This window comes from Pseudomonas auratipiscis (assembly GCF_036324085.1).
GTDB lineage: Bacteria > Pseudomonadota > Gammaproteobacteria > Pseudomonadales > Pseudomonadaceae > Aquipseudomonas > Aquipseudomonas auratipiscis.
This window is the reverse complement of sequence record NZ_JAZDCU010000002.1, coordinates 309,994-330,248: the sequence shown is the minus strand read 5'-3', so window position 1 is coordinate 330,248 and position 20,255 is coordinate 309,994. Positions and strand designations below refer to the sequence as shown.

The 20,255-nt window shown below is 57.3% G+C and carries 18 protein-coding genes; 8 read left to right on the top strand and 10 right to left on the bottom strand.

Annotation, left to right across the window (positions count from 1 at the left end; translation table 11 throughout):
- Nucleotides 1–3: 3 nt before the first annotated feature.
- Nucleotides 4–891, bottom strand: coding sequence for a GTP cyclohydrolase FolE2 (folE2, locus tag V0R60_RS03985; protein WP_330078824.1), 888 nt, complete (start codon nucleotides 889–891; stop codon nucleotides 4–6).
- 27 nt (nucleotides 892–918) lie between these two features.
- Nucleotides 919–1,275, bottom strand: a complete 357-nt coding sequence (locus V0R60_RS03980; RefSeq protein ID WP_136479053.1) for a glutamine synthetase — start codon at nucleotides 1,273–1,275, stop codon at nucleotides 919–921.
- Between the two features lie 164 nt (nucleotides 1,276–1,439).
- On the opposite strand from V0R60_RS03980, the gene zigA reads away from it, so the two are divergent.
- Nucleotides 1,440–2,648 (top strand): zinc metallochaperone GTPase ZigA, encoded by a 1,209-nt coding sequence (gene zigA / locus V0R60_RS03975; protein ID WP_330078920.1) that lies wholly within the window; start codon nucleotides 1,440–1,442, stop codon nucleotides 2,646–2,648.
- A 76-nt stretch (nucleotides 2,649–2,724) separates the two neighbouring features.
- Nucleotides 2,725–3,696, top strand: a complete 972-nt coding sequence (locus V0R60_RS03970) for a CobW family GTP-binding protein (protein WP_330078825.1) — start codon at nucleotides 2,725–2,727, stop codon at nucleotides 3,694–3,696.
- Here V0R60_RS03970 and V0R60_RS03965 read toward each other — a convergent pair.
- A complete protein-coding gene (locus V0R60_RS03965) occupies nucleotides 3,693–4,085 on the bottom strand; it encodes a DUF3301 domain-containing protein (RefSeq protein ID WP_136478806.1) in 393 nt (130 codons plus the stop codon). The two genes, V0R60_RS03970 and V0R60_RS03965, sit on opposite strands and share 4 nt — an antisense overlap.
- 118 nt (nucleotides 4,086–4,203) lie before the next feature.
- On the opposite strand from V0R60_RS03965, the gene pdxY reads away from it, so the two are divergent.
- Complete coding sequence (gene pdxY / locus V0R60_RS03960; RefSeq protein ID WP_136478805.1) at nucleotides 4,204–5,076, top strand: pyridoxal kinase PdxY; 873 nt, start codon at nucleotides 4,204–4,206, stop codon at nucleotides 5,074–5,076.
- On the opposite strand, the gene V0R60_RS03955 is transcribed toward pdxY, so the two are convergent.
- Nucleotides 5,073–5,558 carry an acyl-CoA thioesterase gene (locus V0R60_RS03955; RefSeq protein WP_133213681.1) on the bottom strand — a complete coding sequence of 162 codons (486 nt, stop codon included), beginning with the start codon at nucleotides 5,556–5,558 and terminating at the stop codon, nucleotides 5,073–5,075. The genes pdxY and V0R60_RS03955 overlap by 4 nt on opposite strands.
- 314 nt (nucleotides 5,559–5,872) lie before the next feature.
- On the opposite strand from V0R60_RS03955, the gene V0R60_RS03950 reads away from it, so the two are divergent.
- Nucleotides 5,873–7,633, top strand: coding sequence for a cation:proton antiporter (locus V0R60_RS03950; protein ID WP_136478804.1), 1,761 nt, complete (start codon nucleotides 5,873–5,875; stop codon nucleotides 7,631–7,633).
- Between the two features lie 138 nt (nucleotides 7,634–7,771).
- Here the strand turns inward: V0R60_RS03950 and V0R60_RS03945 are convergent, their stop codons facing one another.
- From V0R60_RS03945 to uvrD, 3 genes are all read right to left on the bottom strand, one after another.
- Nucleotides 7,772–8,179 carry an SMI1/KNR4 family protein gene (locus tag V0R60_RS03945; RefSeq protein WP_136478803.1) on the bottom strand — a complete coding sequence of 136 codons (408 nt, stop codon included), beginning with the start codon at nucleotides 8,177–8,179 and terminating at the stop codon, nucleotides 7,772–7,774.
- Between the two features lie 111 nt (nucleotides 8,180–8,290).
- Nucleotides 8,291–9,145 (bottom strand): Tim44 domain-containing protein, encoded by an 855-nt coding sequence (locus V0R60_RS03940; RefSeq protein WP_136478802.1) that lies wholly within the window; start codon nucleotides 9,143–9,145, stop codon nucleotides 8,291–8,293.
- A 108-nt stretch (nucleotides 9,146–9,253) separates the two neighbouring features.
- The gene (gene uvrD, locus V0R60_RS03935) at nucleotides 9,254–11,437 is read right to left on the bottom strand and encodes a DNA helicase II (protein ID WP_136478801.1); all 2,184 of its coding nucleotides are present in this window, start codon (nucleotides 11,435–11,437) and stop codon (nucleotides 9,254–9,256) included.
- Between the two features lie 224 nt (nucleotides 11,438–11,661).
- On the opposite strand from uvrD, the gene V0R60_RS03930 reads away from it, so the two are divergent.
- Complete coding sequence (locus tag V0R60_RS03930; protein WP_330078826.1) at nucleotides 11,662–14,541, top strand: EAL domain-containing protein; 2,880 nt, start codon at nucleotides 11,662–11,664, stop codon at nucleotides 14,539–14,541.
- A 36-nt stretch (nucleotides 14,542–14,577) separates the two neighbouring features.
- On the opposite strand, the gene V0R60_RS03925 is transcribed toward V0R60_RS03930, so the two are convergent.
- Nucleotides 14,578–14,910, bottom strand: coding sequence for a hypothetical protein (locus tag V0R60_RS03925; RefSeq protein WP_330078827.1), 333 nt, complete (start codon nucleotides 14,908–14,910; stop codon nucleotides 14,578–14,580).
- Nucleotides 14,911–14,998: 88 nt separating this feature from the next.
- On the bottom strand, nucleotides 14,999–16,441 hold the full coding sequence (gene zwf / locus V0R60_RS03920; protein ID WP_136478798.1) for a glucose-6-phosphate dehydrogenase: 1,443 nt from the start codon (nucleotides 16,439–16,441) through the stop codon (nucleotides 14,999–15,001).
- A 103-nt stretch (nucleotides 16,442–16,544) separates the two neighbouring features.
- On the opposite strand from zwf, the gene hexR reads away from it, so the two are divergent.
- Together hexR and V0R60_RS03910 are read left to right on the top strand one after the other, a co-directional pair.
- Nucleotides 16,545–17,411 (top strand): transcriptional regulator HexR, encoded by an 867-nt coding sequence (gene hexR / locus V0R60_RS03915; RefSeq protein WP_038616018.1) that lies wholly within the window; start codon nucleotides 16,545–16,547, stop codon nucleotides 17,409–17,411.
- Nucleotides 17,412–17,522: 111 nt separating this feature from the next.
- The gene (locus tag V0R60_RS03910; RefSeq protein WP_136478797.1) at nucleotides 17,523–17,741 is read left to right on the top strand and encodes a PA3496 family putative envelope integrity protein; all 219 of its coding nucleotides are present in this window, start codon (nucleotides 17,523–17,525) and stop codon (nucleotides 17,739–17,741) included.
- Here the strand turns inward: V0R60_RS03910 and V0R60_RS03905 are convergent.
- A complete protein-coding gene (locus V0R60_RS03905) occupies nucleotides 17,683–18,645 on the bottom strand; it encodes a LysR family transcriptional regulator (RefSeq protein WP_136478796.1) in 963 nt (320 codons plus the stop codon). The genes V0R60_RS03910 and V0R60_RS03905 overlap by 59 nt on opposite strands.
- A 189-nt stretch (nucleotides 18,646–18,834) precedes the next feature.
- Between V0R60_RS03905 and V0R60_RS03900 the strand changes: the two genes are divergently transcribed.
- The gene (locus V0R60_RS03900; protein ID WP_136478795.1) at nucleotides 18,835–20,250 is read left to right on the top strand and encodes an acetyl-CoA carboxylase biotin carboxylase subunit; all 1,416 of its coding nucleotides are present in this window, start codon (nucleotides 18,835–18,837) and stop codon (nucleotides 20,248–20,250) included.
- Nucleotides 20,251–20,255 lie beyond the last annotated feature (5 nt).

Genomic DNA, 20,255 nt, shown 5'->3' with positions numbered 1-20,255 from the left:
CGCTCACCAATGCCACTTACTGTGGGCGACAGCGTCGTGGGCATGCAGGCTTTCAGCATGTTCCACGCGCAACGCAAAGCCACTCAACCATGTGATGCTTCGTAGAGCCTGGTGCAGTCTTCGAGCGGCATCCTCGCAGAACATCAGATTTTGGCCATTGGCCAAGGCAAAAGCCTGCTCATCGGCTCGCTTGACAGCTGTCTGCACTGCCGTTCCCAGCACCGCTTCCGCTCGGTCGATCAGCGCCTCGATTGGCAGGGCATCGATGTCGCTACCCAGACGAACTTGCAGTTTGGCAGTGCTGCGCTGACTGTGAGGTGTTGCAACTACTCCTTGGGTACTGCCTAACCAGGTAAGCAGGTCGTCATGATTCAGTGCCCGCTCGTTGAAGTCGGCCAAAAATTGTTGCTGAATCATTTGCCGGGCCAAAGCCGCCGAGCATGGGCAAGTGGAGGAATAGTCGAGTTCCACGTTTAGTTCCACGTGGAACACTTCATCTTTTAGCTGAGCGGCTAGGGTGACAGGATAGGCTTTCCACCCTGCCAACGGGCTGACTGCTGCTGGCCGCTTTAGCATGAGATCGAAACGCAAAGTAAGGAACGCAGCAGCAGACAAGCCACTATGACTTTGCAGAAATCCATCCAGAACCTGGCGTAGCAGCGAAAGCGTCAAGGGCCGATGCTCAAATACCTCGAGTGCCAAGTACAAGCGCGACATGTGGATGCCGCGTGCCGTCCCATCGTCCAAACTGACGCCAGCGTCGGCACTTGCCGGCAGTGTGCGGCCATCGAGTAACACCGGAACAGCGATTTTGCACATGCCGACCCAATCGAGTGGCAAAAAAGTGTGGGTTGCTTGGGCGGCAATATCTGGAAGCGTGAGGGCTGTCATATCGGTCTCGTTGTCTGGATGATTCAGTTAGTCGCAGCCGCTCAGTCGATTGCAGCGCACGCTGAAGCGTTGGCCACCGGAGCTCGATACTCGGTTCAAGGTGGTCCAGCCAACTTTGCGGCTGTATCCCACCCAGGTTTCACCGTCGCTGGCCAGTCCGGTATAGAAGGTTAGTTGTCCATATCGACTGTTGGTCTGCGACCACAGTCGCTTACCCGTCACCTCGTAGCCGCGTAGATAGGTTGTGCTGCCTTCGGTCCGTACGCTGTAGTAATTACCCTGCGCGTCGCCACACGCCAGCAAAGTGGCGCTGCGTGTACACAGCGCGAGGCCCGCGCTCATTGGCGCCGCTTCGGTATCAGCTACTGACAGACACAGCGGCATCGCTGCTGCCGCGGCGAACAAACGCAACGATTTCATTTCCTGGCGTCCTTCTCGGGGCCTTTGGGTCGAGTTGAAGCAAAGTCGATTGGCAAGATTATATTGTTATACTATAACATCACGCAATGCATCGCTCGAATGCACTTTGCTCTGATGAGGACCTGATGATGCGCCACCGTCTTCCCGTTACCGTGCTTTCCGGCTTTCTCGGCGCCGGAAAAAGCACTCTGCTCAACCATGTCCTGCGTAACCGTGAGAACTTGCGGGTCGCGGTTATCGTCAACGACATGAGCGAAATAAACATCGATGCCAGTGAGGTGCAGCGAAATGTCACCCTTAACCGTGCCGAAGAAAAGCTCGTGGAAATGAGCAATGGTTGCATTTGTTGCACCTTGCGGGAGGATTTGCTCGAAGAGGTTGGGCAACTGGCACGAGAAGGTCGCTTTGATTATTTATTGATCGAGTCCACTGGCATTTCCGAACCCCTGCCGGTTGCCGAGACATTCACTTTCAGGGATGAACAGGGCCGAAGCCTGGCGGATCAGGCACGACTGGATACCATGGTCACCGTTGTTGATGGCGTGAATTTTCTCCGTGACTATCAGGCAGCGGAAAGCTTGGGCAGCCGTGGCGAGACCTTGGGTGAAGGCGATGAACGCTCTATCACCGAACTGCTCATCGAGCAGGTTGAGTTTGCCGATGTGCTTCTGGTGAGCAAGATTGATTTGATCAGTAGTCACGAGCGCGAAGAGCTTAGTGCCATCTTGCGCAGCCTTAACGGCAACGCTCGGATTGTGCCGATGGTGATGGGCCAGGTGCCTTTGGAGTGGATACTCAATACGGGTTTGTTCGATTTCGAGCGTGCCGCCCAGGCGCCGGGCTGGCTGAAGGAGATGCGCGGCGAGCATATACCGGAAACTGAAGAGTACGGCATCGCTGCCAGTACTTGGCAGGCACGGCGGCCGCTGCATCCACAGCGCTTTTTCGACTTTATCAACGGTCCGTGGCGCAACGGTCGGTTGCTGCGTTCGAAGGGCTTTTTCTGGCTGGCCAACAAGCACCAGGATGCCGGTAGCTGGTCGCAGGCCGGTGGAGTGATGCGCTACGGCTATGCTGGGCGCTGGTGGCGCTTTGTGCCGCGCGAGCAATGGCCGGAGGATGAACAAAGCGCTGCGGCGATTCACAAGAATTGGGTAGCGGAATGTGGAGATTGCCGTCAGGAACTGGTGTTCATTGGCCAGAATATCGATTTTGCCCTACTCAAGGCTCAGCTCAGCGCATGTTTGCTAACTGACGCAGAGTTGGCCGAGGGCATCGAGAGTTGGTCTCAATGGACAGATCCTTTCGGCCCCTGGTACGAAGAGGAGGCGGCCTGAGCGCACATGCTCAGGTATTGACTGGTAGATATGATTTCAAGGCATAGTGACGAAAATTCCAGGCTTGTATCTTCAAATGCTGCAGAACATACCCACCCATGTAATTGCCGGTCCGTTGGGAGCCGGCAAGACCAGCCTCATTCGCCACCTGCTAGGCCAACGGCCTGCAAATGAACGGTGGGCGGTACTGATCAACGAGTTTGGTCAGATAGGTCTCGATGCAGCTCTGCTCAGTACCGACGATCAGGGTATTGCCATGGGAGAAGTGGCGGGCGGTTGTCTTTGCTGCGTCAACGGCACGCCCTTTCAGGTTGGGTTGGGCCGTTTGTTACGCAAAGCCAAGCCGCATCGGTTATTTATCGAGCCCTCCGGATTGGGACATCCATTGCAGTTGCTGGAACAGCTTCGACAGGCACCTTGGCGTGGGGTGTTGGCAGTGCAGCCGGCTGTCATGGTGCTGGATGCGCAACACTTGGCTGAGCGCATACCCTTGCCAGAGGCACAGGTGCAAGCCCTGGCCGGTACAGGCCTGCTGGTTCTGAACAAATCACTGGATTTGACTAAGGAACAGCGCCTGTGGATAAGTTCTCAGCTTCCAGACAAGCCCATTTTCTGGACCGATCAGGGTCGTCTGCCGCTCATGGCGTTACCCAGCCAAGTGCTCGAGGATGGGACCACCCCCGCTGTGGAGAATCTTGTTTTGCCCAATGGATCCGGGCCTCTGCCAACCCTGTGGATAACTTCTGGCACGCCGATCTTTGAGATTCAGAATGCAGCAGAAGGTTGGAGTATCGGCTGGCGTTGGCATCCACAGCAGGTGTTTGACCGCTCGCGCATCGAACAGTTTCTGCGCAGTTTCGCCTGGCGCCGGGCGAAACTTGTTATCCACAGCCCTGAAGGTTGGCAGTCGATAAATGCTTTGCAGGGGGAAAGCCCTCTGCAATGGCAGTTCAGTGAATGGCGGCGGGACTCACGTATCGAGCTGATATTTGCTCAGTCTCAAGATGGCGACAGGCTTCAGCAGGCTATGCAGGCTTGCCTGGTCTAGTTGCGCCAGCGGTTATGGTCCTGGCGCCACTGATTCATTTCGATGACGTTGTCGGCTTGCTGCGCAGGTTTGATTTCAAACGGGTAGGGCGCCAGTTCTATCTGCATGCTGTGTGCACCGAATTGGGTGACGGTGCCCGGATGGCGCTGTTCGCCGGTAACGGTAAATTCGAAGTTATACACACGAGCCAAGCGCTTGCGGCCGTTGGCGTCGCGGACAAAGCCAATTCGCTTTAGCGCAACGTTGCCGTCGAGCAACTCCAGATCAAGTTTTGCGCAATGCTGCTTGACCCTTTCCAAGGCCTTTTCACGCAATCCGTGGTTGTGCCATAGCCAGGCGCCGGCGGTGGCCAGCAACATCAGCACGGAGAGATTACCCAGGGTCAACATTTGCGAATGCTCCAACGAATTATGCCAAGCTTAACTGCCTCCCTGGTCTGTCGTACAGGTGGCTGTTGGCGCCATACTGCACGCCTTGAATTTCATCTAATTGCTTCGGAAGCCTTGCATGAAACGTACGCCGCACCTGCTTGCCATTCAGTCCCATGTAGTTTTCGGCCATGCCGGCAATGGCGCGGCAGTGTTTCCGATGCAGCGGGTCGGTGTGAATGTATGGCCTCTGAACACCGTACAGTTCTCCAACCACACTCAGTATGGCCAGTGGACGGGAGAAGTGCTTGCGCCAGCTCAAATTCCCGCACTGGTAGAGGGGATTGCAGCGATAGGAGAGTTGGGCAACTGCGATGCAGTGCTGTCCGGCTATTTGGGCAGTGCCGAACAAGGACGAGCTATTCTCAGTGGGGTGGCGCGAATCAAGGCGGCTAACCCGAAGGCCATCTATCTCTGTGATCCGGTGATGGGGCATCCGGAAAAAGGCTGCATCGTTCCGGCGGAAGTCAGCAGCTTTTTGCTCGAAGAAGCAGTGGCAGTCGCTGATGTGTTGTGCCCAAACCAGCTGGAACTGGACAGCTTTTGCGATCGCCGGCCTACATCGCTGGAAGATTGCGTGGTAATGGCTCGCAGCTTGCTGGCGCGCGGACCGAAAGCGGTGCTGGTCAAACACCTGGTCTACCCTGGACGGGGCGCTGATGATTTCGAGATGCTGCTGGTTACTGCGCAAGGCAGTTGGCACCTGCGTCGGCCGCTGTTGGCGTTCCCGCGACAACCCGTGGGCGTCGGCGATCTGACTTCAGGGCTGTTCCTGGCGCGGCTGTTGCTGGGCGACAGCTGGTTGGCAGCGTTCGAGTTCGCGGCAGCAGCGGTGCACGAGGTGCTGTTGGAAACCCAGGCCTGCGCCAGCTATGAACTTGAGCTGGTGCGGGCCCAGGATCGCATCGTGCATCCACGTGTGCGCTTTGAAGCGCAACTTCTCGGCTATTAAAGCGTGTCGCCCTTGAGTTCCTGGTAACGCTTTTCCAGCTCCTGGCGGATCAATCGGCGCTGCTTGCCTTGCAGGAAGCGGCGCTTCTCTTCACTGGTTTCCGGCTGACGCGGTGGAACTGCCACCGGCTTGCGGTCGTCATCGACGGCAACCATGGTAAAAAAGCAGCTGTTGCTATGTCGCACTGAACGTTCGCGGATGTTTTCAGTGACGACTTTAATGCCAACTTCCATCGAGGTATTGCCGGTGTAGTTGACCGAGGCCAGAAAGGTCACCAGCTCACCGACATGTACCGGCTCACGAAAGACCACCTGGTCTACCGACAGGGTTACCACATAGCGACCGGCATAGCGGCTGGCACAAGCGTAAGCCACTTCATCCAGGTATTTGAGCAGCGTACCGCCATGAACGTTGCCAGAAAAATTGGCCTTGTCCGGGGTCATCAGGACGGTCATCGACAGCTGGGCGTTTCCAGGTTCCATAGTGTGCTCACGGTGAGGTTGCGCTGAGGCGGGGTGGCGACTGGTATTCACGCTTCTTTCCCCTATTTCGATTCCCATTAAAAGACGGGACGCTGACAGCGGCCTTGCCGTCACGCTATTAGTGCCATACACGGCGTTGAATTGGTCGATCTGTTACCACTTATTGCATCGGTTTTTCGCGACAGGTGGCGGTGTTAACCTGAATAAGCCCATGCAAAATGGGCGTTCTGTATTAAATCATTATGTACCCGCAACTCGATCCACGTGCAGGAGTTGCGTTGTGTCCATGGTCCCAAGGTAAGGAGTACCACGCCGTGCATGCCATCAGCTTCATCCAGGACCTGGCGGTGATCATGTTGGTTGCCGGCGTGGTGACCATCCTGTTTCACCGCTTCAAGCAGCCGGTCGTACTGGGTTATGTCGTCGCCGGCTTTATTATCGGCCCGCATACCCCACCTTTCGGATTGATTCACGACGAAGACACCATCAAGACGCTTGCCGAGCTTGGGGTGATTTTCCTGATGTTCTGCCTGGGGCTCGAGTTCAGCCTGCGAAAGCTCTTCAAAGTGGGTGCCACGGCGTTCATCGCGGCGTTCCTGGAAATCGTGCTGATGATCTGGATCGGCTTCGAGATCGGCCGCTGGTTTGGCTGGAGCACCATGGACTCATTGTTCCTGGGCGCCATCCTGGCGATTTCCTCGACCACCATCATTGTCAAAGCGCTCAACGATCTGAAGATGAAGAACGAGCGCTTCGCACAACTGATCTTTGGTGTGCTGATCGTCGAAGACATCCTCGGCATCGGTATCATTGCTTTGCTTTCAGGGATCGCTGTCAGCGGTTCGGTCAGCTCCGGCGAAGTATTCTCCACGGTCGGCAAGCTATCGCTGTTCATGATTGTGGCGTTGGTTATCGGCATTTTGCTGGTGCCGCGCCTGCTGGCTTATGTCGCCCGATTCGAAAGCAATGAAATGCTACTTATCACCGTATTGGGACTATGTTTCGGCTTCTGCCTGCTGGTCGTGAAACTCGAATACAGCATGGTGCTGGGTGCGTTCCTGATCGGTGCGATCATGGCTGAGTCGCGTCAATTGATTAAGATCGAACGGTTGATCGAACCGGTTCGCGACTTGTTCAGCGCTATTTTCTTTGTCGCCATCGGCATGATGATCGACCCTCAGGTGCTGGTCGAATATGCCTGGCCGATCGTGGTCATTACCGTGGCCGTGGTGTTGGGCAAGATGCTTTCCTGTGGCATGGGGGCTTTTATCGCTGGCAACGATGGGCGTACCTCGCTACGTGTGGGCATGGGCCTTTCTCAAATTGGCGAGTTCTCATTCATCATTGCAGCGTTAGGCATGACCTTGCAGGTCACCAGTGACTTTCTGTATCCGGTGGCGGTTGCCGTGTCGGCTATTACCACGCTGCTCACACCCTACCTCATCCGTGGCGCCGACCCATTGTCGCTGAAGCTTGCCAAGGTGGTTCCGCGCCCCCTGGCGCGAGTGCTGTCGCTGTATGGGGAGTGGCTGCGCAGTATTCAGCCACACGGCGAGGGTGCGTTACTGGCGTCGATGATCAGGCGCATCCTGTTGCAGGTGGGGGTAAACCTGGCCTTGGTGGTGGCGATATTTTTCAGTGGCGGTTACTTCGCAGCGCGTATCGGCGAATACCTGGGTGAATGGGTTAGCGATGTGGGCCAGCAGAAGGCGCTTATCTGGGGCGCCGCATTGTTGCTGTCGCTGCCATTTTTGATAGCTGCCTATCGCAAGCTCAAGGCGCTGTCTATGCTGCTGGCGGAGATGGGCGTCAAGCCAGAAATGGCCGGCCGTCATACTCAAAGGGTTCGTCGGGTGATTGCCGAGGTAATCCCATTGCTGTCGCTGCTGGTGATCTTCCTGCTGTTATCGGCACTTTCGGCAAGCATTCTGCCCACCAGTGAATTGCTGGTGTTGATTGTTGTGGTCGCGGCGGGGGTCGTGGCATTGCTCTGGCGTTGGCTTATCCGCGTGCATACGCGCATGCAGATTGCGTTGCTGGAAACACTGGAAAACCACCAGGAAAATAACCACTAGAAGTGGACGCTTCCTGCACGAGACGACTCGAATGTCCGAGGGGATGGAGCGGTAACGAAATCGCCACGCACAGGAAGGCATGGCGATTCTACGAACATTAATGGCAAACGGCCATTAATTTATGAGGATATTTCTCATTCAGCTTTCAAGCCAGACATCCCGAGCCCAGTGCCAGACCGATTCCCAGCTTTCCTCAGTGACGAGCTCTTCTTCGCCCGACCAGAACACCACGGTGCCATCTTCCTCGACACAGTAGTAGTCGTCGCCATCCTGACAGATTGGGATCAACTCACGCGGAACGCCCATGTCCCAGGCCGTAGCGGCTACTTCTGGCAAATAGGTGTGTGACTGCGGATCGGTGACTGTCACGGGCTCCAGGCTGCCATAGACCACATCGCTGACCGTCAGCAGGAACTCCTTGAAGACGAACGGAATATTAATGAACAACTGTTCTTCGATTTCGACCAACTGGTCTTCGTCAGGCAACTCAAGCGGCACCGGTACCGGTTCGTTGGCTTCTCGGAGCTGTTCGATGACTTCTTCCACGGTTCTATCCTCTAACCTTTACGACACGCTGCGCGTTATACCCTAGTAGCCCACCGCGCTAAAAGCAAAACCCCGGGACTAGCCCGGGGTTTTTTGTGCAATGCCTCAAGATCAGCCGTTCTGGCGGATCCCTGCGACCAGCCAAGGCTGGTTCTCGCCTTGGGCGCGTTCCATGTTCCAACTTTCGCTGAACTGTTCGCCTTGGTCGAAGCGTGAGGTTTTCGACACACCGCTGAACGTCAGGGTGGCGATGGTCTTGTCGGCGCGGTCTTCGACGCCTTCAAGTTGCACGTCGAGGTTGTCGATGTAGGTAGATTGGAAGCCGTCGCCCAGATCAGCACGTTCCTGCTTGAGGAACTGGAGCATCTGCGGGGTGACGAACTCGGCAATCTTGTCCATTTCGTTGGCGTCCCAGTGCTGTTGCAGCGTCTGGAAGTGATTGCGCGCAGCGGCCAGAAAGTTCTGTTCGTTGAACCAGGCTGGTGCATTGATTACCGGACGGGCGGCAGCAGCAGGTGCGGCGGAGCCGCCGAAGATCGACGGCTGGGCAGTAGGCTGGTGAGCTTCGCGCTGGAACGGTGCGTGACCGGCGGCGGCCATTTGTGGCTGCTGCTTGCGACGACGGGCGGCGATGAAGCGGAACACCAGGAATGCGATCACAGCCATGATCAGGATGTCGAAGATCTGCATGCCTTGGAAGCCATCGCCCATGAACATCGAGGCCAGCAGGCCACCGGCGGCGATACCGGCCAGAGGACCGAGCCAGCGCGAGGCACCGCTGGCAGCTGCAGGTGCGCGACCTGGAGCGGTTGGCGAGGCGGCTGGGGTAGTCGGCGCAGCCTGGCGAGTTTGGTGCATAGGCGCGGCGCCCGAGCTTTTGCCGCCACCGAGGCGTTTGGCGTTCGCGTCGAGGCTCATCGTCAAGCCGATGCACAACGCCAGGGCGATGCTAAGAAAACGTTGCATAGAAGGGTATTCCCGTTTTGTGGATTGCACGCGCGTCATGTTGCACAGGTTGGAACGCGCATGACCAGAGCCAAGATGTTTCCATCTTTTGCCTAAGCAGGCTTTCCTCTACAGCGCTTCTAGCTTGGCATAGCCAAGCATCAGCCATTTGCTGCCTTCTGCGAAGTTTACCTGGACCCGTGCTTGGGCTCCGGAACCTTCGAAGTTGAGGATTACACCTTCGCCGAAAACAGCGTGTTGCACACGCTGGCCGAGGTTGAAGGCGGTCTGCGGAATGTTGGCATTGGCAAACAAACTGCTGCTGCTTTGCTGTTGTCCCGAGCCGAAAGGACGGCTGACGCTGTTGGACAAGCGCACTTCCTGGATCAGCCCAGCCGGAATCTCGCGTACGAAACGAGAGACCTTGTTGTAGGTTTCGCTGCCATAAAGGCGTCGGGTTTCGGCGTAGGTCATCACCAACTGCTGCATGGCGCGGGTGATACCGACATAGGCTAGACGACGTTCTTCTGCCAGGCGGCCTGGTTCCTCCAGGCTCATTTTATGCGGGAACAGTCCCTCTTCCATGCCCACCAGGAAGACATGAGGAAACTCCAGGCCTTTGGCGCTGTGCAGGGTCATCAGCTGAATGCTGTCTTCATGTTCGTCGGCCTGGGCATCGCCGGCTTCCAACGACGCGTGACCAAGGAAGGCTGCCAGCGGGGAAAGTTCGGCGTCTTCTTCGCTGGTTTCAAAGTTGCGCGCGGCGCTGACCAATTCCTCGAGGTTTTCTACTCGTGCCTGCCCCTTCTCACCTTTTTCTTCCTGGTGATAAATGATCAGCCCGGACTGCTCGATGACGGTCTGGGTCATCAGGTGCAGCGGCATTGCCATGACTTTTGCGGCAAGGTTCTCAATCAGCTCGATGAATGCCGCCAGGGCGCCTGCTGCGCGGCCTTTGAGGGCTTTGTTGGTGACCAGCAGGTTCATCGATTCCCACATCGACACTTCGGTATGCCGCGCGTGGTCGCGAATCGCCTCGACGGTTTTTTCACCGATGCCCCGTGGCGGAACGTTGATCACCCGCTCGAGAGCGGCGTCGTTGCCGCGTCCTTCGAGCAAACGCAGGTAGGCCATGGCATTCTTGATTTCGGCTCGCTCGAAGAAGCGTTGACCACCATAAATGCGATAAGGGATACGCTCGCGCAGCAAGGCCTCTTCAAGTACACGGGACTGGGCGTTGGAGCGGTACAGGATGGCAATGTTGCTGCGGGCCAGGCCCGTCTTCAACACGCTTTCGATGGTTTCGACCACATAGCGCGCTTCGTCATGTTCGTTGAAGGCGGCGTAGAGGCTCAACGGTTCGCCATCGCCACCATCGGTCCACAGCTCTTTGCCCAGGCGATCGCTATTATTGGCAATCAGGGCGTTGGCTGCCTTGAGGATCCCGGCGGTAGAGCGATAGTTCTGCTCCAGACGGATCATTTCGGCGTCGGGGAAGTCGGCGCTGTACTGGTGAATATTCTCGATCTTGGCGCCGCGCCAGCCATAAATGGATTGGTCGTCGTCACCGACAACCATCAGGCTGTCACCGCCTTTGCAGAGCAGGCGCAGCCAGGCGTACTGCACGGCGTTGGTATCCTGGAACTCGTCCACCAGCACATGGCGGAAGCGCCTCTGATAGTGTTCGAGCAGGCCGGGGTGGTCGCGCCATAGATCCAGCGCGCGCAGTAGCAGTTCGGAGAAGTCGATGACGCCGGCACGTTGGCACGCGGCTTCGTAGGCTTCATAAATGCTACGCATGGTGCCCAGGTACAGATCACCACTGGCCTGGATGTGCTGTGGTCGCAACCCTTCGTCTTTTTGCCCATTGATGAACCACTGAGCCTGGCGCGCTGGCCATCGTTGCTCATCGAGTCCCAGTTCGCGGATGACTCGCTTGACCAGTCGTTGCTGGTCATCGCTGTCGAGGATCTGGAAGTTCTGGTTCAAGCCGGCTTCCTGCCAATGTGCACGCAGCAGACGATGGGCCAGGCCGTGGAAGGTGCCTACCCACATGCCGGCTGGGTTGATGCCCATCAGTTGCTCGATACGCTGGCGCATCTCGGCAGCGGCCTTGTTGGTGAAGGTCACCGACAGAATCGAGTGTGGCGAGGCCTGCTCGACCTGGATCAACCAGGCGATACGGTGCACCAGCACCCGGGTTTTGCCAGAGCCGGCACCGGCCAGGACCAACTGACGACCGACGGGGGCCGCTACGGCCTGACGTTGGGCGTCGTTGAGAGAGTTCAACAGGAGAGAGAGATCATCGCGCATCCGAGCATTTTAGAGGCGCGAGCAACCCTTGGGCAAATATACAGTAGAAAAACTTGTTGCCGCTGACCAGTCGGTCATCGGTCTGTAGCCCAAGGCCTGCGTGCTTGAGCGCTTTTCGTCGCAAAGGCGGATAGCAAAATAATGATCCAGAGCATTTTGGCGTGGCTGTCTGCTTGTGTATGCTCCGTGCACGTTTAGGGCTGACCATTACAAGAACACTGCCTATGACATCTGGTTCCAGCCCCGTTGATGTGCCGCTGGGCGCGCGCGGGAGCATTCGCAAACAGTTCGCTACGCAACTGGCGGTAGAGCGCACCCGTCTGCTCTATCAAGGCTCGCTGCTGCCCACTTTATTCATGCTGCTCAATGGACTTGTCTGTGCCTGGATGCTGTGGAGCCCGGCGCGTTACCTACAGGTCAGCGTCTGGGTAGTCTGGTTGATGGCGTTGGTAGCACTCAGAGTTATCCAGGTCGCAGCGTTTGACTCCGCGATGCCGGTGCGCCAGGCCAAGCCAGCCTGGTGGCGAATGTTTTTATTCGGTTCGGCCTTCAGCGGACTCACCCTGGCCAGCGCAGCCATTGCCCTGGTCCCTGTGGATAACTTTGTGCAACAGGCGTGGGTGTTCGGCTTGCTCGGGGCGGCGACGTTGTCCGCCAGCATCGCCTACGCAGTCAGTCTGCCCGCCTTCCTCAGCTTCACTTTGCCGTGCTTGCTGCCTCCTATTGTCTTTTTGTTCTGCACTGGCGATGAGCAACAACGAGGCTGGGGCTGGCTGGGCCTGATTTTGCTCGGTGCCTTGCTGGTAGTCGCCTGGCAGGTCAATCGGCTTATCGAAGGCGGCCTGCTCAAGCGCTTCCAGAACCAGGCGTTGATTGAACATCTGCAGGCCGTGCAGTTGCGCAGTGAGCGTCTGAATCAGGCTCTGGCTGGCGAAGTTGAACAGCGACGACAGGTAGAAGAGCAACTGCGGGAGGCCCAGACGGGATTGGAGTCGCGGGTAGCTCAGCGCGGGCTGGAGTTGGACCAGGCCAATCAAGCGCTAGGCAAGAGTGAGCAGCGCCTGGCATTGGCCTTGGAGGCCAGCGAGCTGGGCTTGTGGGACTGGAACCTGGAAACAGATGAAATCCATCATACCCAGCTTCGAGAGCTGTTCGGCCTCGAACAGGCCCAGGTACGCAGTGTACGCAACGACCTCAAACCTCGTCTGCACCCCGATGATCTGCCGCTTTTACGACGCACACTGGTTGAGCATCTCAAGGGTCGCACCGAGGATTACCGGGTCGAGTACCGCATACGCCATAGCCACGGACACTGGTGCTGGATCGAAGACCGGGGCAAGGCGGTGGAGCACGACGCCAACGGCAAGGTCTTGCGCATGCTAGGTACGCGTCGCGATATTTCTGCGCAGAAGGCACAGGAAGAACAGCAGCGCCTGGCAGCAACAGTGTTCGAGGCGGCCAGCGAAGGCATTGCCATTCTTGGTCCTGATTTCGAATTGCTGGCGGTCAACCAGGCGTATTGCGAAGTCACCGGTTATTGTCGTGAAGAGTTGCTTGCGCGCAATGCCTTGGAATTGCCCTGCAGCCGCGATGCAAGACGGCACAGTGCCGCCATCGAACAGGCGCTGGATCAGCAGGGGCGCTGGCAGGGTGAGCTCGTCGAAGCGCGCAAGAATGGAGACCTGTACCCACAGTGGCTGCAATTGAACGGTGTACGCGACGCTCGCGGTAGCATCAGCAACATTGTGGGTTTCTTTACCGATCTATCGACTCGTCGTGAGTCGGAAGAGCGCCTGCGTTACCTGGCCCATTACGACGAACTGACGGGACTTGCCAATCGAGCACTTTTCCGCCTGCGCCTGCACGATGCCGGTCAGCGGGTTCGCGTTAATGGCCGGAGCCTGGCGTTACTGCACATTGATCTGGATCGTTTCAAGCTGCTCAACGAAGGTCTTGGTCATGAGCTGGCGGACCAGTTGCTCAAGAAAATGGCCCGACGTATCGCCAATGCAGTGCCCGAGGCCGACACCGTGGCGCGTTTGTCGGGTGACGAGTTTGCCGTGTTGTTCGATGGCTATAACAACCTTTCCAGTCTGGTCAGGGTCACAACGCGTCTACTCGACAAATTACGTGTGCCGCAGCGTCTGGATGGCCACGAGGTGGTGATCAGTGCGTCCGTAGGCATCAGTTTGTTGTCAGATGCCACCTTCGACGTGGGTGCTCTGGTCAGCCAGGCAGATATGGCCAAGCAACATGCCAAGCATCTGGGCGGCGACAGCTTCCAGTTCTACACCGAGAATCTTCGAGCCAGCACACTTGAGCGGCTGCAGTTGGAGAACCATTTGCGCAAAGCCATCGAGGAGCGACAACTGCTGGTCTATTACCAGCCCAAGTTGTGCTTGCGTCAGGGGCGACTACTGGCGGCCGAGGCGTTGGTGCGTTGGCAGCACCCACAATGGGGCATGGTGCCGCCAAGTGAATTTATCGGACTTGCTGAGGAGACAGGTCTGATCGCGCCTATTGGCGAATTCGTACTGCGCCAGGCGTGCTGGCAGGCCCGCGAATGGCAGCGCCAGGGTTTGACGCCGATTCGGGTCTCGGTGAACCTGTCGGTGCACCAGTTGCGACAGGGCAAATTGGTCAGCCTGGTCCGTCAGGTCTTGGAAGAGAGCGGTCTGGAGCCGCATCTGTTGGAACTGGAACTGACCGAGAGCCAACTGCTCGATAGCGTCGAACACATCATTACAACCTTCGAGCAATTGCATGAGCTCGGCGTAAAGCTGGCTATCGATGATTTTGGAACCGGTTATTCGTCACTCAGCTATCTCAAGCGCTTTCCGGTGGACTACGTAAAGATCGATCAGGCCTTTATACGTGGCCTGCACGAAGGCAGTGAAGATGCGGCCATAACCCGGGCGATCATTGCAATGGCCAAGAGCCTGGAGCTTAAAGTGGTGGCCGAGGGCGTGGAGACGATGGAGCAGCTTACCCTGCTGCGTGAACAGGGGTGTGACGAAGTGCAAGGCTACTTGATCAGCAAGCCCGTAGGCGCGGCTGCATTCAGTGCCCTGCTCGGACGAAGCATGGCGAGCTTCATGGAGTAGCAGGCCTTTCAGAAATGAAGGCCTGCCACGAGAACATCAGTATGTGGTCACGATGTCGTTGATGGTGCACAGCAAGTTACCCTCGTAATGCACACGTACGCAAGTGATGTCGCGGTTGCTCTCACGCATTTCGAAGGTGACCTGTTTCTCGGTAACGACCGTAAGGAATGTGCCTTCTTTTCGCTCGAGTATCAGTTCCAGGTCGATGCCTTCAGGTTCATTCATAACCATTAACTTCTGAGCCATGAGCAGTACTGGAGTGACTGCTGGGCTGTTCACGGTTACGGTGCCGTGGACTCGAAAACATGGGCCTTCAGTACTTGGCATGCGGTCATATTGAGCATGCCAGTCTTTGCTTTGGATAGTCATATCTTTCATTCCTCGATAAAGGGTTTGCAATGCGGATTGCAGGTCCATCATCGAGCAATAGAGGCTGTCAGATTCAGCAGGAAAACCTTCAGTCGTGCCAGGCGCGGCTTTGGCGTGCCAGCAGGCTATGAGCCTGCTCAGGTCCGTTGGCGCCGGCAGGATAAGGACGTGGGGCCTGAAAGTGCTCCTGCCAGCCATTGAGGATTGGGTCGATCCAGGTCCACGCCGCTTCGACTTCATCACGGCGCATGAATAGGGTCGAGTCGCCTGAGAGCACATCCAGCAGCAAGCGCTCGTAGGCATCCCATCGGCGTGTCTGGCCGAATACCTGCGCCAGGTTCAAATTCAGTTCGACGGGCTCCAGGCGCATCCCCTTGCCGGGCGTTTTGGTCATCATTTGCAGGCTGATGCGCTCATCGGGCTGCAATTGGATCAGCAACTGGTTAGCCTGGTCGCCCTCGAACAGGCGATGAGGCACGGGTTTGAACTGGATGACAATCTGCGAGGAGCGCTTACCCATACGCTTGCCGGTGCGCAGGTAGAAGGGCACGCCGGCCCAGCGCCAGTTTTCTATATGGGCTTCAACGGCGACGAACGTTTCGGTATCACTGTCGTTATCGACATCTTTCTCGAAGTAGTACGCAGGAACCTCTTGCCCGCCGATCTTGCCCGCACCGTATTGGCCGCGTACGGTTTTGTCTTGCACGTCCTGACCGCAGATCGGCTTCAGCGCTCGCAGGATCTTTACCTTTTCATCACGCACAGCCTCGGCTTCGAACTGCGCGGGTGGCTCCATTGCGACGAGGCAAAGTAGCTGTAGTAGGTGGTTCTGCAGCATGTCGCGGGTGGCGCCGGCACGGTCGTAATAGGCGCCGCGATTTTCCACGCCGAGCGTTTCGCAGACGCTGATCTGAACATGATCGATCTGGCTGTTACGCCATACCGGTTCGAGCAGGGCATTGGCAAAGCGCAGCGCCATGAGGTTCTGCACGGTTTCCTTGCCCAAGTAGTGGTCGATTCGAAAAACCTGTGACTCATCGAAAACTGCGCCGATGGCCTGGTTGATAGCCGTGGCCGATTCCAGCGAGTGGCCGATAGGCTTTTCCAGAACGATGCGCGCCTCATTATCGGCCAGACCCGACACTTTCAGATGGTTGGCGATGGGTACGAACAGGTTCGGGGCAGTAGCGAGGTAGTAAACGCGAGTCAAGCCGCCGGCTTCGCCAAGAAACCGCGCCAGACGGCCAAAGTCGGCGCTTTGGGCGGCATCCATGGAGAAGTAGTCCAGACGCGCGCAAAAGCGTGCCCAGACATCTTCATCGAAGTCATTGCGGGCAATTTGCGCGCGACAGTGGCGTTCCACCAGCTTCAGGTATTCGCTGCGTGGCAGGTTGCGCCGGGCCAGGGCAATGATGCGTACGGCAATATGGAGACGGCCCTCGCGATACAGGTGATAGAGCGCCGGAAGTAGCTTATGCAGGGCCAGGTCACCGGTGCCGCCGAACACCATGATGTCGCACGGGATAGTCAAATCACTACTCTCACAGTTCGTTTAGCTGGGCGGGTCGCCGGTCATGTAGTATAACTACAAGAAAGCTACAACCCGGTCAGTCGATCATAACCGAGTCCTGCCCTTGAATCTGTTGCAACACATCGCCCAGTCGCGCCATCTGCTACGCAAATCGGAACTCAAGGTTGCCGATCATGTGCTGCTGGATCCAGCAGCCGTCATGCACAGCTCCATGGCCGATCTTGCCCACAGCGTTGGAATCAGCGAGCCGACCATCGTACGTTTTTGTCGCGCCATTGGTTGCTCAGGGTTCCAGGATCTCAAGCTCAAGCTGGCACAAAGCCTGGCGGCCGGCGCCAGTTTTGGCCAGTTTGCCATTCATGAAGACGACTCGGTCGCCGACTATAGCCTTAAGATTTTCGACACTACACTGCACACCCTGATGGAAGTGCGCGAGCATCTCGATCCCCAGGCCCTGCAGCGGGCAGTGTCCGCCATGGCCCAGGCCCAGCGCGTCGAGTTCTACGGCTTTGGCGCTTCCGGTGCGGTAGCGGCGGACGCCCAGCACAAGTTTTTCCGCCTGCTGCTTACGGCGGCAGCTTACTCCGACCCGCACATGCAGGCGATGTCGGCGGTAACGCTCAAGCCTGGCGATGTAGCTATCTGTATTTCCCAGTCGGGTCGCTCGAAGGACTTGCTGATTACGGCCAACCTGGTGCGTGAGAGCGGGGCCACGTTGATTACACTGTGCCCTAGTCAGACGCCTCTGGCTGAATTGTCGACGGTCAATCTGGCCATCGACGTGCACGAAGATACCGAAATCTATACTCCTCTGACGTCGCGTATTGCGCACTTGGTGGTGATCGATGTGCTCGCCATGGGCGTGGCCATGGCGCGTGGCCCAAGCTTGGTCAATCACCTCAAGAGCGTTAAGCGCAGCTTGCGCAGCCTGCGTTTGTCGCCCAAGTCGATCAAGGCAATGGACGACTGATACGGATTTACCCTGGCTCTTCGGGTTCATCGATTTGTCATTGGCACGCCGCCAAACCGTAATGCCGCGAGGTCAGGCTGAAACTCCCGCACTCGATCAGGGAGATATGCAATGGCTCGTGAATTCGATGGCTCGTATCAGCCCAGCGCCAAGTCCCGCAAGCAACAGGAGAAAGATCAGCGCCGCATGGAGTTTCGCCGCGCGATTGAAAGTTACTCCGAGCAGCGTCGCCTGCTCCAGGAAATCGCCGACTACCCGGAGTTGAAGGCGATTAACCTGTGGCAGGTATCTGCGGCAGAGTCCCCGAAAAACGCTCAACAAGTGTGCTGATTTGCGCACGTTCGCTGCGAATGAATGCTAGAAAGGCCAAGGCCACCGGTGATTGCCGTTTTGCCTTGGCCTGCACCACGCACCAACTGCGATAAAGCGGCAGCTCTTCAACGGGTAGCTCCCGTAGTACGCCGGTAGCCAACTCCAGGTTAAGCGCATGGCGAGTCAGCAGGGCAATGCCCAGGCCTGCAATTACGCACTCGCGCTGGGCATCGGTCGAAGCCACCTCCAGGGTCTGGGCGAAGTGCACGCGCTTTTCCTTGAAGTACTCCTCGCAGGCCTTGCGTGTTCCCGAGCCTTGCTCGCGAACCAGTAGAGTATGCGGCTCCAGATCCTGCAGGCGCAGGTTTTCCAGCTTGCACAGTGGGTGGTCGGGAGGGGCGACGGCGACGATTGGATTGTTGAGGAATGGCAGGAATTCGAGGCCCATGTCCTGTGGCACCATGGACATGATGATCAAGTCGTCCCGGTTGTCCGAGAGGCGGCGGATAGCCTGGGCACGGTTGACCACGTTGAGTGTCAGGTTAACCTCAGGATGCATGCGCTTGAAGGCGGCAAACAAGTGCGGGACGAAGTACTTGGCGCTCGACTCCACCGCAAGCTTCAGTTGCCCTTGTAGTGAGCCCTGCATGTCGGAAAGCTGCATATCGAGGCTTTCGAGGCGGCCGAATATATCGCGGCTAGCGCGTTGAAGCGCTTCTGCTGCCTCGGTCAAATAGAGCTTTTTTCCGACGTACTCGAACAAGGGCTGCCCCACCAGTTCTTCGAGCTGGCGGATTTGTAGACTAACGGCGGGTTGCGTCAAATTCATCTCTGCAGCTGCGCGACTGTACGAACGCAAATCACAGACCTCATTGAAGATCTGCAATTGACGCAATGTCATACGCATCAATGACTTACGCATTTTTCCTGGTGCTCCAGCAAAACCCTGTAACAGCACTATAAGCTTTTGCTAATGCACACCCTAATAAATATTGATTTTTGTTTATCCAGAGACAGCGCTAAGTTAAAGATGCGACTGGCCAGCGACGACTGGTCACGCGCCGACCGGCACCGCCGGCTCGTTTGTTCTAGCGGCCTTGGGAATACTCCAGTGATAAAAAAAATCCTGATCGCCAACAGGGGTGAAATTGCAGTTCGGATCGTGCGTGCTTGCGCCGAGATGGGCATTCGCTCCGTGGCGATCTACTCCGACGCCGACCGCCACGCCTTGCACGTCAAACGTGCTGATGAGGCGCACAGCATTGGTGCTGAGCCCCTGGCTGGCTACTTGAACCCGCGCAAGCTGGTGAACCTGGCAGTGGAAACCGGATGTGATGCATTGCATCCCGGTTATGGCTTTCTGTCGGAGAACGCTGAACTTGCGGACATCTGCGCTGAGCGTGGTATTAAGTTCATCGGCCCGGCAGCGGAAGTCATTCGTCGCATGGGTGACAAGACTGAAGCTCGCCGCAGCATGATCAAGGCCGGTGTGCCGGTAACGCCAGGCACAGAAGGCAACGTCGCGGACATCCACGAAGCACTTGAGGAAGGTGACCGCATTGGTTACCCGGTCATGCTCAAGGCAACCTCCGGCGGCGGCGGCCGCGGTATTCGTCGCTGCAACAGCCGCGAAGAACTGGAACAAGCATTCCCACGGGTGATTTCCGAGGCGACCAAGGCTTTTGGTTCGGCGGAAGTCTTCCTGGAAAAATGCATCGTCAACCCCAAGCACATCGAAGCCCAGATTCTTGGCGACAGCTTCGGTAATGTTGTGCATCTGTTCGAGCGCGACTGCTCGATTCAGCGTCGCAACCAGAAGCTGATCGAAATTGCCCCCAGCCCGCAACTGACCCCGGAACAGCGTGCCTATATTGGCGACCTGTCGGTGCGCGCAGCCAAGGCCGTGGGGTATGAGAACGCCGGCACCGTGGAGTTCCTGCTCGCCGAAGGCGAAGTGTACTTCATGGAAATGAACACCCGGGTGCAGGTGGAGCACACCATCACCGAGGAAATCACCGGTATCGACATCGTTCGCGAGCAAATTCGTATTGCCTCGGGCCTGCCGCTGTCGGTCAAGCAGGAAGATATTCAGCACCGCGGCTTTGCTCTGCAGTTCCGGATCAATGCTGAAGACCCAAAGAACAACTTCCTCCCCAGCTTCGGCAAGATCACGCGTTACTACGCCCCAGGCGGCCCCGGCGTACGTACCGATACGGCGATCTATACCGGCTATACCATTCCACCGTTTTACGACTCCATGTGCCTGAAACTTGTGGTGTGGGCATTGACCTGGGAAGAAGCCATGGACCGCGGCCTGCGCGCCCTGGATGACATGCGCGTGCAAGGGGTGAAGACCACTGCCGCCTATTACCAGGAAATCCTGCGTAATCCGGAGTTCCGCAGCGGTCAGTTCAATACCAGCTTCGTTGAAAGCCATCCGGAACTGACCAACTACTCGATCAAGCGCAAACCCGAAGAGCTGGCCCTGGCCATCGCTGCCGCCATTGCCGCCCACGCAGGCCTGTGAGGAAA

Excerpts from the sequence above, each read along its gene's own strand:
- folE2 (WP_330078824.1), bottom strand. The coding sequence starts at position 891 with ATGACAGCCCTCACGCTTCCAGATATTGCCGCCCAAGCAACCCACACT.
- V0R60_RS03980 (WP_136479053.1), bottom strand. The coding sequence starts at position 1,275 with ATGCCGCTGTGTCTGTCAGTAGCTGATACCGAAGCGGCGCCAATGAGC.
- zigA (WP_330078920.1), top strand. The coding sequence starts at position 1,440 with ATGCGCCACCGTCTTCCCGTTACCGTGCTTTCCGGCTTTCTCGGCGCC.
- V0R60_RS03970 (WP_330078825.1), top strand. The coding sequence starts at position 2,725 with ATGCTGCAGAACATACCCACCCATGTAATTGCCGGTCCGTTGGGAGCC.
- V0R60_RS03965 (WP_136478806.1), bottom strand. The coding sequence starts at position 4,085 with ATGTTGACCCTGGGTAATCTCTCCGTGCTGATGTTGCTGGCCACCGCC.
- pdxY (WP_136478805.1), top strand. The coding sequence starts at position 4,204 with ATGAAACGTACGCCGCACCTGCTTGCCATTCAGTCCCATGTAGTTTTC.
- V0R60_RS03955 (WP_133213681.1), bottom strand. The coding sequence starts at position 5,558 with ATGGAACCTGGAAACGCCCAGCTGTCGATGACCGTCCTGATGACCCCG.
- V0R60_RS03940 (WP_136478802.1), bottom strand. The coding sequence starts at position 9,145 with ATGCAACGTTTTCTTAGCATCGCCCTGGCGTTGTGCATCGGCTTGACG.
- uvrD (WP_136478801.1), bottom strand. The coding sequence starts at position 11,437 with ATGCGCGATGATCTCTCTCTCCTGTTGAACTCTCTCAACGACGCCCAA.
- V0R60_RS03930 (WP_330078826.1), top strand. The coding sequence starts at position 11,662 with ATGACATCTGGTTCCAGCCCCGTTGATGTGCCGCTGGGCGCGCGCGGG.
- V0R60_RS03925 (WP_330078827.1), bottom strand. The coding sequence starts at position 14,910 with ATGACTATCCAAAGCAAAGACTGGCATGCTCAATATGACCGCATGCCA.
- V0R60_RS03910 (WP_136478797.1), top strand. The coding sequence starts at position 17,523 with ATGGCTCGTGAATTCGATGGCTCGTATCAGCCCAGCGCCAAGTCCCGC.
- V0R60_RS03905 (WP_136478796.1), bottom strand. The coding sequence starts at position 18,645 with ATGCGTAAGTCATTGATGCGTATGACATTGCGTCAATTGCAGATCTTC.